The organism is Pseudomonas sp. B21-035 (genome assembly GCF_024748945.1).
In the GTDB taxonomy this organism is placed as follows: domain Bacteria; phylum Pseudomonadota; class Gammaproteobacteria; order Pseudomonadales; family Pseudomonadaceae; genus Aquipseudomonas.
On record NZ_CP087179.1, the window covers coordinates 3246330 to 3260833 of the forward strand.

Consider the following 14504-nt stretch of genomic DNA (forward strand, 5'->3'; position numbering starts at 1 on the left):
CCCGGTTGAACCCCTCAACCCAGCCTGTGGTCCAGAGATAGTGCGAACACGGCAGGCACCGGCGGTGCTTGCCTGAGCGTTATCAAAGGAGAACACCCGTGGGCGACGCGTTAGCCAATGCCGAACGAGCGCTGATCCTGGCCCCGGCCCAGCTTAGCCAGCTGGCCCAGCGCCTGCTCGACCAGGCCGGCATCCAGGCGCTGCAAGCGGCCAGCATGGAAGACCTGGGCCTTGCCCTGGAGCAAGGCGTGGGCCTGGCGATCATTGCCGACACTTGCCTGGACGGCAGCGTACGCTCGCCTTTGCACCTTTACCTTGGCAAGCAGCCGGTTTGGTCGGACTTGCCGGTGGTGCTGCTGACGGGCCCGCCAGTCCAGGGCCAGAGCCCGCCGCAAAGCCAGCACGCCGCGCTCGGCAACCTGTTCCTGCTGCAGTATCCATTCGAACCCGACAACCTGCTGGCCCTGACCCATTCCTCGTTGCGCGCGCGGCGGCGCCAGTACCAGGCACGCAACCAGGGCCAGGAACTGGAGCGCCAGAGCCAACGGGTCGAAGAGCAATTGCGCCAGTTGCGCGAAGAAGAACAGTACCTGCGCCAGGCGCAGAAAATGGAAGCCATCGGTCAGCTCGCAGGCGGCGTCGCTCATGACTTCAACAACCTGCTGACTGGCATCGGCGGCAGCCTGGAAATGATCGGCAAACGCCTGCAGCAGGGTCGCCACGACGCCCTGCCCGCCCTGCTCAGCCTCAGCCAGGCGGCGGTCAAACGCGCCGCCAGCATGACCCACCGCCTGCTGGCGTTTTCCAGCCGGCAATCGCTCGATGCCCAGCCCGTGGAAGTTGCCACCCTGCTCACGGCCGAGCGCCTGCAGCCGTTGCTTGACCCGCAGATCAAGCTGCAACTGCATATCGAGGCGGATCTGTGGGCCGTGGAAGCCGACCCGGCGCAGCTGCAGGAAGCCCTCGGCAACTTGCTCAGCAACGCCCACGACGCCATGCCCAACGGCGGGCGCCTGACCGTCAGCGCCAGCAATCAGCGCCAGGACGGCAGCCTGTTCGGTGGCCACTCGCTGGCCGCTGGCGACTATGTGCTGATCAGCTTCAACGATAATGGCTGTGGCATGCCGCAAAGTACCCTGGACCGCGCTTTCGACCCGTTCTTCACCACCAAGCCAATCGGCCAGGGAACGGGCCTGGGGCTGTCGATGGTGTATGGCTTCAGCAAGCAGTCCCAGGGCCATGTGGCGCTGCAAAGCCGCATCGGCCACGGCACCCGGGTCGATGTCTACCTGCCGCGCCACGCCGCACCCAACCGTGAAAGCGAAGAGCCAGCAACGCCGGCGCCACCTTGCGGCAACAGCCACACGGTGCTGATTGTCGAGGACGACCCCGCTGTGCGCCAGTTGGTGCATCAGGTGCTGAGTGACCAGGGTTACCCGTGCAAGGTGGCCGAGGATGCCAATGTCGCCCTGGCCATTCTGCAGGCCGGAGAAGCGGTCGACCTGCTGGTCAGCGACGTCGGGCTGCCAGGCATGAACGGTCGGCAACTGGCGGAAATCGGCCGGCAACTGCGCCCGCAACTCAAGGTGCTGTTCATCACCGGTTATGCCGAAACCGCGGTGGCCCGCGGCGGCTTTCTTGACCCCGGCATGCAGATGATCTGCAAACCCTTCGAGTTCGCCCAGTTGACCGCCAAGGTCGCGCAGATGCTCGGCAAGGGCAGCACCTCATGAGCCAGGTGCAACCCAGCGCCGCCCTGGCGGCGGCGCCGGCCGTGCAGCGGGTGCGGGTGCTGACGGTCAATGCGCACAAGGGCTTCAGCGCGCTTAACCGTTACTACGTGCTGCCAGAACTGCGTGAGGCGGTACGCAGCGAAAACGCCGACCTGGTGTTCCTCCAGGAAGTGCTCGGCAACCACCGCCAGCACGCTCTGCGCCACCGCAACTGGTCGGATGTGCCGCAATATGAGTTTCTTGCCGACAGCCTCTGGCCAGAATTCGCCTACGGCCGCAATGCGGTGTATCCGGACGGCGAACACGGCAATGCCCTGCTGTCGAAATACCCGATCCGGCGCCACGCCAACCTCGATGTCAGCGTCCATGGCACCGAGCAGCGCGGCTTGCTGCATTCGGTACTGGCCTTGCCCGCCGAGTGCGAGCTGCATACCGTCTGTGTGCACCTGGGCCTGGACGAGCGCCAGCGCCAGCAGCAGTTGCACCTGCTCTGCGAATTACTGCACAGCCTGCCGAACGACGCGCCGGTGATCGTCGCCGGCGACTTCAATGACTGGCGCCAGCGCGCCGATGCAGTGCTGGCCGAATGCGGCCTGAATGAAGTGTTCAGCCAGGCCCATGGTCGCCCGGCACGCAGTTTTCCGGCGCGCTGGCCGCTGTTGCGCCTGGACCGCATCTACCTGCGCAATGCCCGCGCACAGGCGCCCAAGGTCATGGCGCGCAAGCCCTGGACCCACCTGTCCGATCACCTGCCATTGGCAGTGGAGGTGCTCTTGTGAACAGCCAATGGCGACCTGACAACCAGGTGCAACTGCTGATCAACGGCGAGGACTATTTCGCCAGCGCCTTTGCCGCGATCGAGCAGGCCCGGGCGGAAATCCTCCTGGAAACCTTCATCATCTTTGAAGACAAGGTCGGCAAGCAGTTGCAGCAACTGTTGATCGCCGCCGCCCGGCGCGGGGTAAAGGTCGAGATGCTGGTCGACGGTTATGGCACCGCAGACCTGAGCCTTGACTACCTGCGCGAGCTCAGCGACGCCGGCGTGCATTTGCAGGCCTTCGACCCGAGCCCGAAACGCCTGGGCATGCGCACCAATCTGTTTCGCCGCCTGCACCGCAAGATCCTGGTGGTCGATGGCGAGGTCGGTTTTGTTGGCGGCATCAATTATTGCGCCGATCACCTGGCCGATTTCGGACCGATGGCCAAGCAGGACTACGCGGTACAAGTGCGCGGGCCGATCGTCGCCGACCTGCAGCGCGCCACCTTGACCCTGCTGGAGCAACAGAGCGCGCTCAAGCCCGGAACCCGGCGCTGGTGGCAACGCCGGGTGCCGATCGCCGCCGACAGCGAACAGGCAAGCATGACCCTGTGCATCCGCGATAACCAGGATCACCCCAACGACATCGAACAGCACTACTTGCGGGCGCTGAACGGCGCCCGCGAGCGGATCACCATTGCCAATGCCTACTTCTTTCCCGGCTACCGCCTGCTGCGGGCGATCCGCAATGCCGCGCGCCGGGGCGTGAAGGTTACCCTGGTGCTGCAGGGGATGCCCGACATGCCCTGGGTGCGTTTGTGCTCGCGCTTGCTGTACAACTACCTGATCCGCGACGGCGTGCGCATTTTCGAGTACTGCGAACGGCCCTTGCACGGCAAGGTGGCACTGGTGGACCGGCACTGGTCGACGGTCGGCTCAAGCAATCTCGACCCTTTGAGCCTGGCCCTGAACCTTGAGGCCAACCTGGTCATCCGCGACCAGACCTTCAACAGCCGCCTGCATGAACACCTGCAGGAGCTTACCGCCCACCGCTGCAAACCGGTAAGCCTGCAGCGGGCACTGCGTGGCTACTGGTGGCGGGCGCCGCTGATCTTTTTGACCTTTCACTTCATCCGCCGATTCCCGGCCGTGATCGGCTGGCTGCCGGCCCATGTACCACGGCTCAAGCCGCTGTATGACGGCGAGCAACCTGCGGGCAAGCCGACATGAGCAAGCAGCACAAGCACTGGCGCCGTGCCCGCCAGGCGCTGACCCTGGCGTTCTTCATCCTGGTGCCGGTGCTGCTGTTCAGCGTGCTGAAAAACCTCGACTGGCAAGAGGTGTACCAAGCCCTGGCCTCCTATCGCTGGCGCACCCTGGCAATGGCTGCAGGCGTAACCCTGTGCAGCTTTGCCCTGTTCAGCAGCTTCGACCTGCTCGGGCGCTACTACACCGGGCATCATTTGCCGGCGCGCCAGGTGTTGCCGCTGGCTTTCGTGTGCTACGCCTTCAACCTCAACCTCAGCGCCTGGGTCGGCGGCATCGCCCTGCGCTACCGTTTGTACAGCCGCCTCGGCCTCAAGGTCGCGACCATCACCCGGATCCTCAGCCTGGGGCTGTTGACCAACTGGGCAGGCTATTTCGCGGTGGCCGGTAGCTTGTTCGTCTGCGGGCTGCCGAAGTTGCCAGCGGGCATGGAGATCGGCAATACCGGCCTGCGCCTGATCGGTGCAGCGTTGTTATTGGTGGTCATCGCTTACCTGCTGGCCTGCGCCTTCGCGACTCGCCGCACCTGGCACTTTCGCAAGCAGCAGATCACCCTGCCAGGCATCCGCCTGGCAGCGTTGCAAGTGGTGATGGGCGCTCTGAACTGGTCGTTGATGGCGCTGGTGGTGTTCATCCTGCTGGCCAAGGGGGCTAGCTACCCGACCGTGCTGGCGGTACTGATGATCAGCAGCATTGCCGGGGTCATTACTCATATTCCGGCCGGGCTTGGGGTACTCGAGACGGTGTTTTTGACCCTGCTGCAAGACACCTACGGCAAGGGCACGCTGCTCGCGGCGCTGATTGGCTACCGGGCGGTCTACTTTCTGTTGCCGTTGCTGGTAGCCACGCTGACCTACCTGATGCTCGAGCGCCTGGCCAGTCAGCGCGCCAGCGGGGAAAGTTCGCAAACCACCGGCTGAACCGGTTCGAGCATCTCGTGTACCTGATGCACCAGGTCTTGCAGGGCGAAGGGCTTGGTCATCAGGGCCATGCCGGGCTCCAGCACCTCCTGGTCGGTCACTTCCTGTTCGGCGAAGCCGGTGATCAACAGCACCTTCTGCTGCGCCTGCAGCATGCGCAGGGCATTGGCCACCTGACGGCCACTGAAGCCGCCTGGCAGACCGATATCGGTGATCACCAGGTCAACCGTGCCCAACTGGCGATACTGCTGCAGCGCGCTGTTGGCGTCAGCGGCGGTAAACACCTCGAAGCCCTCCTCCTCCAGCGCCTCCTTGATCAGCAAGCGCAAGGTACTCTCGTCGTCGACCAGCAGGATGCGTTCGCCATTGGCGCGTGGGTAGCGCTTGCGCCCCGGCTGGCCGGCCAGCGGCTGCGGCAGCTCGCCCACATAGCGCGGCAGCAGGACCTTCACCCGGGTACCCTGGCCAGGGCTCGAATCGATCCACACCCGGCCCCCTGACTGACGGACAAAGCCATAGACCATCGACAAGCCAAGCCCGGTGCCCTGGCCGACCGGCTTGGTGGTAAAGAACGGGTCAAAGGCCCGTGCGACGATATCGGCGTTCATGCCGTGGCCGTTGTCCTGCACCTGCAAGGCAAAGTAATCACCCGGGCCCAGGCTGTCTTCGCCCTCCAGGGCCAGCTCGTGACGTTCGTTAGCGGTGGTGATGCGCAGGCAGCCACCGGCGCCCATGGCATCGCGGGCATTGATGCACAGGTTGATCAGGGCATTTTCCAGCTGGTTGGCATCAATCAGTACCCACCAGGGCGCCGGCTCCACCTGGACCTGCAGATCGATATGGCTACCCACGGTCTGCTGGACCAACTGCTCGATATCCTGCACCAGTTGGTTGACACAGGCAGGCTTGGGGTCGAGCGCCTGGCGCCGGGAAAAGGCCAGCAAGCGGTGGGTGAGCGTGGCGGCGCGCTTGGCCGCACCCCGAGCGGCATCAAGGTAGACCTGCAGGTTGTCCAGATTACCCTGGGCAATGCGTCGTTCGAGCAACTCCAGGCTGCCGCTGATGCCGGTCAACAGGTTGTTGAAGTCATGGGCCATGCCGCCGGACAGTTGGCCGATGGCTTCCATCTTCTGGCTCTGGCGCAACAGTTCTTCAGCATGGCGCAGCGCCTCTTCGCGCTCGCGCTCCTGGCTGATGTCGGTGCCCACGGCGGTAAAACCAAGCTCCGAGGGTACCGCTGCCCAGTTGAACCAGCGGTAGTGCCCGTCCTTGTGGCGCAAGCGGCTGATGGTGTTCTCGGTGCGCTGGCCGGCGCGCAGGCGCTCGACCAGCGAGGCGACTTGCGGTTGGTCGTCGGCATGCAGTAAGTCCATGATCGAGGTGTCCAGCACCTCGTCTGCTGCCCAGCCAAGGATCTGGCTCCAGGCCGGGTTGACCGCACTGATGCGCAAATCCGGCAGGACAATCACCATGATGTCGCCGGACAAGTCCCAGAAATGGTTTCGATCAGAGGTGCGTTCCTGCACCTGGCGCTCGAAGGTATTGGCCAGGTGACGCCACTGCTGCGCCGACTCGACGCTGGCGGTGGTTTCGATCACCGTGTCGAGAAAGCCGGCCACCGCCCCGCGCTCGTCTCGAATGGGGCTGTAGCAGAAAGTGAAATAGGCCTGTTCGAGGCTGCCGTTGCGATTGATCATCAACGGGAAGTTCTCGATGAAGATCGCCTCCCCCGACAGGGTACGGAAGACCAGCGCGCCGATGTTCTCCCAGGCCTCGCTCCACACCTCGTCAAAGCCGCGTCCCAGTGCCTCGGGCTTGGCCCCGAGGATCGGCTTGAAGGCATCGTTGTAAATGGTCACCAACTGCGGCCCCCAGACCAGGCAACCGGGGAATTTTGACGCCAGCAGCATGTCCACGGCAATGCGCAAGGGCGCCGGCCACAGGTGCAAAGGCCCAAGGGCGGTACTGGCCCAGTCGTGGTTACGCACCTTTACACTCATTGATCCTGACATGGGCAAACTCGGCTGACGGTGGGGGCCTGAACAATCGGACCTAAACGCCGATATCTTCGTTCCAGAGTTCGGGGCTGTCCTGGATAAAATCGCGCATCATCTTGACGCAGTTATCATTGTGCAGCACTTGCACATCGACGCCGCGCGCCTTGAGCAGCGCTTCCTCACCCAGGAAGGTCTGGTTTTCACCAACGATCACGCGCTTGATGCCATACAGCAGGATCGCCCCGCTGCACATCGGACATGGCGACAAAGTGGTGTACAGGGTCGCCTCGCGATATACCCTGGCCGGCTGGCGGCCGGCGTTTTCCAGAGCGTCCATTTCGCCGTGCAGGATCGCGCTGCCCTTCTGTACCCGGCGGTTGTGGCCACGGCCGATGATCTGGTTATTGTGTACCAGCACCGAACCGATCGGTATGCCGCCTTCTTCGCGGCCCAGTTGGGCCTCATCGATAGCAGCCTGCATGAACGCATCTACGTCTTGGTTCAACGTGCTCATCGGTTGGTCGACTCCCTGTTGCAAAGCGGTTTTCTTCGCAGGCTAGCATACCGCCAGCAAGGAATGGCATCCATGCCAGTCACTACTATGCTGAACAGGTTTCTCCTCTGCGACCTGGGCAGTCCGGGTCCGTTCCAGTATAGGGAGCGTTGCGATGAGCAAGAAAATACTGGTGGTGCTGACCAATACGGCCAAATACCCGACGCTGAAGCGCGCCACCGGATTGTGGCTGGGCGAGGCGGTGCACTTTGTCGACAAGGTCGAAAAGGCCGGTTACAAGGTCGATTACCTCAGCCCCAGCGGCGGTTACGTGCCGATTGACCCGCACAGCCTGCAGATGGCCGCGGATATCGACTGGCAGTGGTACCAGGACAAGGCGTTCATGAACCGCCTGGGCAAAACCCTGAGCCCCGGCGAGGTCAAGGCCCAGGACTACAGCGCCATTTATTATGCCGGCGGTCATGGGGTGATCTGGGACTTCCCCGACAGCAGCGAGCTGCAGGACCTGGCCCGGCGCATCTTCGAGGCCGGCGGCGTGGTGGCCTCGGTGTGCCATGGCGCGGTCGGCCTGCTCAATATCAAGCTCAGTGACAACACCTTGCTGGTCAAGGATCGCGAGGTCACCGGCTTTTCCGATACTGAAGAGAAACTGGCCGAACTGGACAAAGTGGTGCCTTACCTCACCGAAACCGAGCTCAAGGCCCGCGGCGGTTTGTACCGCAAGGCAGAAGAGCCGTGGCAGGCCTTCGCCATCGCCGACCAGAAAGACGGACGCTTGATTACCGGACAGAATCCCGCCTCCGGGGGCGCGGTGGCTGACCTGGTAGTGGCCGCACTGAAAAAGCGCTGAGGCGCCTACCCAGATTGCCGATGGGTACTGCACCCAGGTTAAACACGGCCTACATCCGCCGCTGATTGCGCTCTTTATGCTGACGAGTGTCACCCGACCAGGAAGGTCGGGCTCTTGTTCAGCATAGAGGTGCACTCATGGCTCCAACCCGTCTTGCCGGCCGCAGCCTGCTCGAGTTTCTGATAACCCTGCTGATCGGCCTGGCGCCCGTGGCCTGTGGCCTTCTGGTGTTGGCCCTGCAGGTCGAGCGCAAGCAGGAAGAAACCGCCGAGGTGTCTGTGGTCGAGGCTATCTATGCTATCGACCGGGTCTTCGATGCCATGCACGGCTCCAGCAATACTGTGCTCGGGTTGGTCGGGCAACCCTGCGAGAAAATCCTCCCGACTCTGCGCCAGGAAGCGCTGAGGCAGCCAAGCGTGCGCTCGCTGGTGCTGACCCGGGAAAACCGTGCCTACTGCAGCACCCTGCTCGGCAGCATCGACACGGCAATCGACCCGGGCAGCTACTTCAACCAGCGCCTGCGCCTGGACTCGCGCAACGAAATCACCCCGGACATGCCGGTGCTGCACTACCGCCTGCAGGAATATCCCATGGGCGTCATCGCCATCAGCGATGCGCGCTCCCTGCAAACAGAACTGCAGGGCTTCAAGAACGCCATTGTCCTGGCCCTGCAGTTCGGCAGCGATTTTGTCTGGGCAACCGGCAGTGGCAGCGCCGAGCAGGTACCCAACCATGAAGAAGACAGCCAGCGCATGGTCTCGGAGAAGTACGGCTACACCGTCCACGCCGGCTACCCCGATGGCCACACCCGCAAGATGCTCAGCCAGGCCATGGCCTCCACAGCGCCTTCCCTGCTTCTGGTCGGCATTATCACCTGCGCCGTGGCCTACTGGGGGCTGTTCAGGCAACGACGAAAAACAGCGTGAGCTCCACCATGAAAAAAGGCCATTGAGCGTTTGCTCAATGGCCTTTTTCAGTGACGGTCCGGATCAGTCGGTACTGAGTACGCCACGACGGACCTGGTCACGCTCGATCGACTCGAACAGGGCCTTGAAGTTGCCTTCGCCGAAGCCATCGTCACCCTTGCGCTGGATGAACTCGAAGAACACCGGGCCCATCAGGGTTTCGGAGAAGATCTGCAGCAGCAGACGCTTGTCACCGGCCGCGGAGGAGCCATCGAGCAGGATGCCACGGGCCTGCAGTTCGCCGACCGGCTCGCCATGGCCCGGCAGACGCCCTTCGAGCATCTCGTAGTAGGTTTCTGGCGGCGCGGTCATGAAGCGCATGCCGAGCTTTTTCAGGGCATCCCAGCTCTCGAGCAGGTTGTCGCTGAGGAAGGCCACATGCTGGATGCCCTCGCCGTTGAACTGCATGAGGAACTCTTCGATCTGCCCGGCGCCCTTGGACGACTCTTCGTTCAGCGGGATGCGGATCATGCCATCCGGCGCGGTCATGGCCTTGGAGGTCAGGCCGGTGTATTCGCCCTTGATGTCGAAGTAACGGATTTCGCGGAAGTTGAACAGCTTCTCGTAGAAACCGGCCCAGTAGGCCATGCGCCCGCGATAAACGTTATGGGTCAGGTGATCGATGATCTTCAGGCCCGCACCGACCGGGTGACGATCGACACCTTCGATGAAGTTGAAGTCGATGTCATAGATCGAACTGCCTTCCTCGAAACGGTCGATCAGGTACAGCGGCGCACCGCCAATGCCCTTGATCGCCGGCAGACGCAGCTCCATCGGCCCGGTTTCGATCTCGACCGGCTGGGCACCCAGCTCCAGGGCGCGGGCGTAGGCTTCGTGGGCGTTACGCACACGGAAGGCCATGCCACACACCGACGGACCATGCTCGGCGGCAAAGTACGAGGCGACGCTTTTCGGTTCGTTGTTCAGGATCAGGTTGATACCGCCCTGGCGGTACAGATGCACGTCCTTGGAACGGTGGGTAGCCACCTTGGTGAAGCCCATGATCTGGAAGATCGGTTCCAGGGCGCCCGGGGTCGGCGATGCGAACTCGATGAATTCAAAGCCCATCAGGCCCATCGGGTTTTCAAAGATATCAGCCATGCTCGTTTCCTCATCATCAAAGCGGGTAAATAACGGTCGTTAATTGCTATCGATGTCGAGCAGGCGTGGTGGCGCGCAAGAGATGCCCCTCACACTTCTGGCGAGGTAGTCACCATAGATCAGCTTGAACCCATGACACTTCATATGGACCCATTCTCGGCGGGTTGATTCCCCGAAGGTGGAGAACCTTATTATTGTATGCGTAACGGGATTCTACAGTGCGTAAACCGTTTTGTCCGCACTTTAGTTGACGCCCGAGCGGCGACGAACGGCTATCCTAGGCACACAGCCGTTTTCATTCCCCCGCTTGTACAGGTTAGCCGCCATGCCGCTCACGGTAAAACGCCCCGGACGCTGGACCCTGCGTGCCCTGCTGCCCTGGGCGGTTGGCGCCCTACCGGTGCTGTGCGGGCTGCTGATCATGCACCTGCAGGCCCAGCGTGAGCTGGACGCCCGCAGCCGCGCCACGGCGCAGCAGGTGGTGGCCCAGGTAGAGCTGATCCTCGACAACATTTCTGGCGCAGCCAGGTCGTTGCTGCCCTTGGCCGGAATGCCGTGCGTGGAAGAGAAACTGGCCCTGCGCGACCAGGTCACCCGCCGCTCGTTCGTACGCTCGACCAACCTGGTGTACCGCAACGAGCTGTATTGCAGCTCGCTGTTCGGCCCCTACAGCGAACCGGTCAATGCCAGCGACTATGTCGACGGCAAGCTCTGGCTGATGAACGGCAACTCGGTGACTCCTGGCCACCCATTGCTGGTGTATCGGGTCTATGAAGGCGAGCGCGGCGCCATCACTACCGTCGATGGTGACCACCTGCTGACCGCCCTGCGCCTGATCGGCCCGCAGACCCAGTTGCTGCTACAGGTGGGCCGTTACTGGATGGGCAAGGACGGCCTGGTCCATGAAGGGATCGCCCCCGCCGCTGAGGTTGCGCCAGTGCGCCTGACCTCCAGCCACTACCCGTTCTCGATCCACAGCGGTTATGCGCCAGGCAAGGTCGGCCAGGTAATGCGCGATGAATATCCTGCCCTGTTCGGCCTGCTGGTGTTTCTCGGGGTGATTGCCGGTACCGTATGCCGCTGGATGCTGCGCCGTGCCAGCTCCCCACGGGCCGAGCTGCAGCGGGCCATGGAAGCCAACGAGTTCTTGCCGTACTTCCAGCCGGTGGTGCGCAAGGGCGACTACCGCTGGGCCGGCGCCGAAGTGCTGATGCGCTGGCAGCACCCGCGCGACGGTCTGGTGCGCCCCGACCTGTTCATTCCCTACGCCGAGCACAGCGGCCAGATCGTACCGATGACGCGCATGCTCATGCAGCGCACTGCGCAATTGCTGGCGCCGCATGCCGCATTGATGGGCGAGGGTTTTCATGTCGGCATCAACATCACCGCCGATCATTGCCAGGACCTGGCCCTGTACGACGACTGCCGGGCCTTTCTCGGCGCCTTCCCGCCTGGCCGGGTATTGCTGACCCTGGAGCTGACCGAACGCAAGCTTATTGCCCCCAGCGAAGTTACCCAGACGCTGTTCGGCAAACTCCACGAACTGGGGGTGATGATCGCCATCGACGACTTTGGCACCGGCCAGTCCAGCCTCAGCTACTTGCGCCAGTTCAAGGTCGATTACCTGAAGATTGACCAAAGCTTCGTCGCCCTGATCGGGGTCGATGCGTTGTCGCTGCACATTCTCGACAGCATTATCGAACTGTCGGCCAAGCTTGAGCTGGGCATCGTCGCCGAAGGCGTCGAGAACGAAACCCAGCGCGATTACCTGGCGCGCCACAATGTCGATTTCCAGCAGGGTTACCTGTTTGCCCGGCCGATGCCGATCGAGGACTTTGTCGCCGCCCTGGCAGCCCAGGCCGAAACCGCGCCGCAGGTCGCGAAGGTTGCCGGTTAGGCCTGCGCCCTGAGATCATGGCGGGTTCCCCGCTCTGTTTTCTTCTGTAACCGAGGCATTTGTGTCAAAAGGCATCATTACATCGGTCACGGCCTCGTTCCTGTTTGCCGTGATGTACTACTACACCTCGCTGCTCACCCCGCTCGATGGCGAGGAGGTGTTCGGCTGGCGCATGCTCCTGACCTTGCCCTGCGTTACCCTGTTCATGCTGTTTACCCGCGACTGGCCGCTGGTCACCGGCTTGCTCGCGCGGGTTAGGCGCACGCCGCTGCTGTTGCTCGGCCTGCTGGGTACTTCATCATTGATGGGCGTGCAGCTCTGGCTGTTCCTCTGGGCGCCGTTGCACGGACGCAGCCTGGAAGTGTCGCTGGGCTACTTCCTGTTGCCGCTGACCATGGTCCTGACCGGCCGCCTGGTGTATGGCGAACAATTGTCGCGGCTGCAGAAACTCGCGGTAGCCTGTGCGATGACCGGTGTCGGCCATGAGCTCTACCAACACGGCAGCTTTGCCTGGGAGACCTTGCTGGTCGCCGCAGGCTACCCGCTGTACTTCGTGCTGCGGCGCAAATGCGCGACCGATCACCTTGGCGGTTTGTGGGCCGACATGTGCCTGCTGCTGCCGGCGGCGCTGTACTTTGTCATCCAGGGGCCGCTGTCAGCCGAGGACCTGGCCGCGCATCCGGGGCTGTACGGCCTGATCCCGCTGCTTGGGGTGATCAGCGCCCTGGCGCTGATCTGCTATGTGCTGGCCAGCCGCCTGCTGGCCTTCAGCCTGTTCGGCCTGCTCAGCTATGTCGAGCCGGTGCTGCTGGTGGCCGTGGCCCTGCTGCTGGGCGAGACCATCGGCCCCGACCAGTGGCTGACCTACCTGCCGATCTGGCTGGCGGTGCTGGTATTGATCGCCGAAGGCGTCAGGCACCTGCTGCGTCAACGGCGGCGTTCGGTGTAAGGCGCACCTGGCGCACGCGGCGCTCCTCCACCGCGACCACGGTCATTTGCCAGTTGTTCCACACCAGGCTGTCGCCGACCATCGGCAAGCGATCGAGCAGGCTCATGACCAGGCCGGCGAGGGTCTGGTAGTCCTCGGTGGGCTTGGCGGCAAAACCGGTGCGTGCCTGGATCTGGCTGAGGTTAAGGGCGCCGCTGACGACAAAGCCGTGGCCGTCCTCGACGATGCCCGGGCCTTCCACCTCACTGGCATCGGGCAGTTCACCGGCGATGGACTCAAGGATGTCGGTCATGGTCAGCACCCCGGTGAAATCACCGAACTCGTTGACCACGAAGGCAATGTGCGTCGACTGGTTGCGCATCTGCTCCAGGGCGTTGAGGATGCTGAAACTCTCCAGCAGGTTCACCGGCGCCCGGGCCAGGCTCTCGAGGTCAGGCTGATTACCGGCCAGCAGTTCCTTGAGCAGCTCCTTCTTGTGCACGAAGCCCAGCGGTTCTTCGATACGCCCGTCACGAATCAACGGCAGGCGCGAGTAGGACGAATGCATCAGTGCGGTACGAATCGCCTCGGCCGGCTGCGCCAGGTCGATGGCATCGACCTCGGCGCGCACCGTCATCACCGTCTTGATCGGCCGTTCGGCCAGGTTCAGCACGCCGCTGATCATCACCCGTTCGCGGCGGTCGAACAGCACCTGTTCTTCGCCACCTTCGACCAGGTCGGCAATCTCCTCGCCGACATCATCAGCCTCGACCCGGCGCCCGCCCAAAAGGCGCAGGACCGCGTGGGCGGTGCGCTCACGCAGCGGCCGGTGTTGCTGCAGGCTGCGCTTGCGCCGCGCCCGGGCCAGCTGGTTGAACAGCTCGATCAGAATCGAGAAGCCAATGGCCGCGTACAGGTAGCCTTTCGGAATATGAAAGCCCAGGCCCTCGGCGGTGAGGCTGAAGCCGATCATCATCAAGAAGCCCAGGCACAGCATGATCACCGTCGGGTGATTGTTGACGAAGCGGGTCAACGGCTTGCTGGCAACGATCATGATGCCGATGGAGAAGATCACCGCGATCATCATGATCGACAACTCTTCGACCATGCCCACGGCGGTGATCACCGCGTCGAGGGAGAACACTGCATCGAGCACCACGATCTGCGCGACGATCGGCCAGAACGCGGCATGGCGCACACTGCCGGTGTTCTGCGCAACGTGGCCTTCGAGGCGCTCGTGCAACTCCATGGTGGCCTTGAACAACAGGAACACACCACCGAAGAGCATGATCAGATCGCGCCCGGAGAAGCTCTTGCCGAACACCTCGAACAGCGGCGCGGTAAGGGTCACCATCCACGAGATACTGGCCAGCAGGCCCAGGCGCATGATCAGCGCCAGCGACAGGCCGATCACCCGCGCGCGGTCGCGCTGATGGGGCGGCAGTTTGTCGGCGAGGATGGCGATGAACACCAGGTTGTCGATACCCAGTACCAGTTCCAGCACAATCAGCGTGGCAAGGCCCAGCCAGGCCGTGGGGTCGGCTAGCCATTCCATGGGCGATTACTCATGTGCGAG

Annotated in this window: 12 protein-coding genes; 8 read left to right on the forward strand and 4 right to left on the reverse strand. The window is 63.0% G+C overall.

Annotated features, from left to right (window positions below; genetic code table 11):
- The first annotated feature begins 98 nt into the window (after positions 1-98).
- From LOY22_RS14805 to LOY22_RS14820, 4 genes are read left to right on the forward strand one after another with little or no spacing between them, the layout of a single operon-like run.
- Entirely contained in the window at positions 99-1733 is a 1635-nt protein-coding gene (locus LOY22_RS14805) for an ATP-binding protein (RefSeq protein ID WP_093381980.1), read from the forward strand.
- Positions 1730-2512 (forward strand): endonuclease/exonuclease/phosphatase family protein, encoded by a 783-nt coding sequence (locus LOY22_RS14810; RefSeq protein ID WP_258593715.1) that lies wholly within the window; start codon positions 1730-1732, stop codon positions 2510-2512. The genes LOY22_RS14805 and LOY22_RS14810 overlap by 4 nt, the downstream gene beginning before the upstream one ends.
- Positions 2509-3720, forward strand: coding sequence for a cardiolipin synthase ClsB (gene clsB / locus LOY22_RS14815; RefSeq protein ID WP_045198102.1), 1212 nt, complete (start codon positions 2509-2511; stop codon positions 3718-3720). Before LOY22_RS14810 ends, clsB begins: the two co-directional genes overlap by 4 nt.
- Complete coding sequence (locus tag LOY22_RS14820) at positions 3717-4676, forward strand: lysylphosphatidylglycerol synthase domain-containing protein (protein WP_258593716.1); 960 nt, start codon at positions 3717-3719, stop codon at positions 4674-4676. The genes clsB and LOY22_RS14820 overlap by 4 nt, the downstream gene beginning before the upstream one ends.
- Here LOY22_RS14820 and LOY22_RS14825 read toward each other — a convergent pair.
- Together LOY22_RS14825 and LOY22_RS14830 are read right to left on the reverse strand one after the other, a co-directional pair.
- Positions 4637-6664: a PAS domain-containing sensor histidine kinase gene (locus tag LOY22_RS14825; protein ID WP_256326725.1), complete on the reverse strand. Its 2028-nt coding sequence runs from the start codon at positions 6662-6664 to the stop codon at positions 4637-4639. The genes LOY22_RS14820 and LOY22_RS14825 overlap by 40 nt on opposite strands.
- Positions 6665-6728: 64 nt before the next feature.
- The gene (locus tag LOY22_RS14830; protein WP_258593717.1) at positions 6729-7187 is read right to left on the reverse strand and encodes a nucleoside deaminase; all 459 of its coding nucleotides are present in this window, start codon (positions 7185-7187) and stop codon (positions 6729-6731) included.
- A gap of 154 nt (positions 7188-7341) precedes the next feature.
- On the opposite strand from LOY22_RS14830, the gene LOY22_RS14835 reads away from it, so the two are divergent.
- Complete coding sequence (locus LOY22_RS14835; RefSeq protein WP_093381940.1) at positions 7342-8037, forward strand: type 1 glutamine amidotransferase domain-containing protein; 696 nt, start codon at positions 7342-7344, stop codon at positions 8035-8037.
- 137 nt (positions 8038-8174) lie between these two features.
- Positions 8175-8963 (forward strand): CSS-motif domain-containing protein, encoded by a 789-nt coding sequence (locus LOY22_RS14840; protein WP_093381939.1) that lies wholly within the window; start codon positions 8175-8177, stop codon positions 8961-8963.
- 63 nt (positions 8964-9026) lie between these two features.
- Here the strand turns inward: LOY22_RS14840 and hppD are convergent, their stop codons facing one another.
- Positions 9027-10103: a 4-hydroxyphenylpyruvate dioxygenase gene (gene hppD, locus LOY22_RS14845; RefSeq protein ID WP_258593719.1), complete on the reverse strand. Its 1077-nt coding sequence runs from the start codon at positions 10101-10103 to the stop codon at positions 9027-9029.
- A gap of 325 nt (positions 10104-10428) precedes the next feature.
- Here hppD and LOY22_RS14850 point away from each other — a divergent pair, with 325 nt between their 5' ends.
- Together LOY22_RS14850 and rarD are read left to right on the forward strand one after the other, a co-directional pair.
- Positions 10429-12000, forward strand: a complete 1572-nt coding sequence (locus LOY22_RS14850; protein ID WP_093381937.1) for a cyclic diguanylate phosphodiesterase — start codon at positions 10429-10431, stop codon at positions 11998-12000.
- Between the two features lie 61 nt (positions 12001-12061).
- Entirely contained in the window at positions 12062-12949 is an 888-nt protein-coding gene (rarD, locus tag LOY22_RS14855) for an EamA family transporter RarD (protein ID WP_093381935.1), read from the forward strand.
- Here rarD and LOY22_RS14860 read toward each other — a convergent pair.
- Positions 12912-14483 (reverse strand): TerC family protein, encoded by a 1572-nt coding sequence (locus tag LOY22_RS14860; protein ID WP_213604223.1) that lies wholly within the window; start codon positions 14481-14483, stop codon positions 12912-12914. The two genes, rarD and LOY22_RS14860, sit on opposite strands and share 38 nt — an antisense overlap.
- Between the last annotated feature and the right edge of the window lie 21 nt (positions 14484-14504).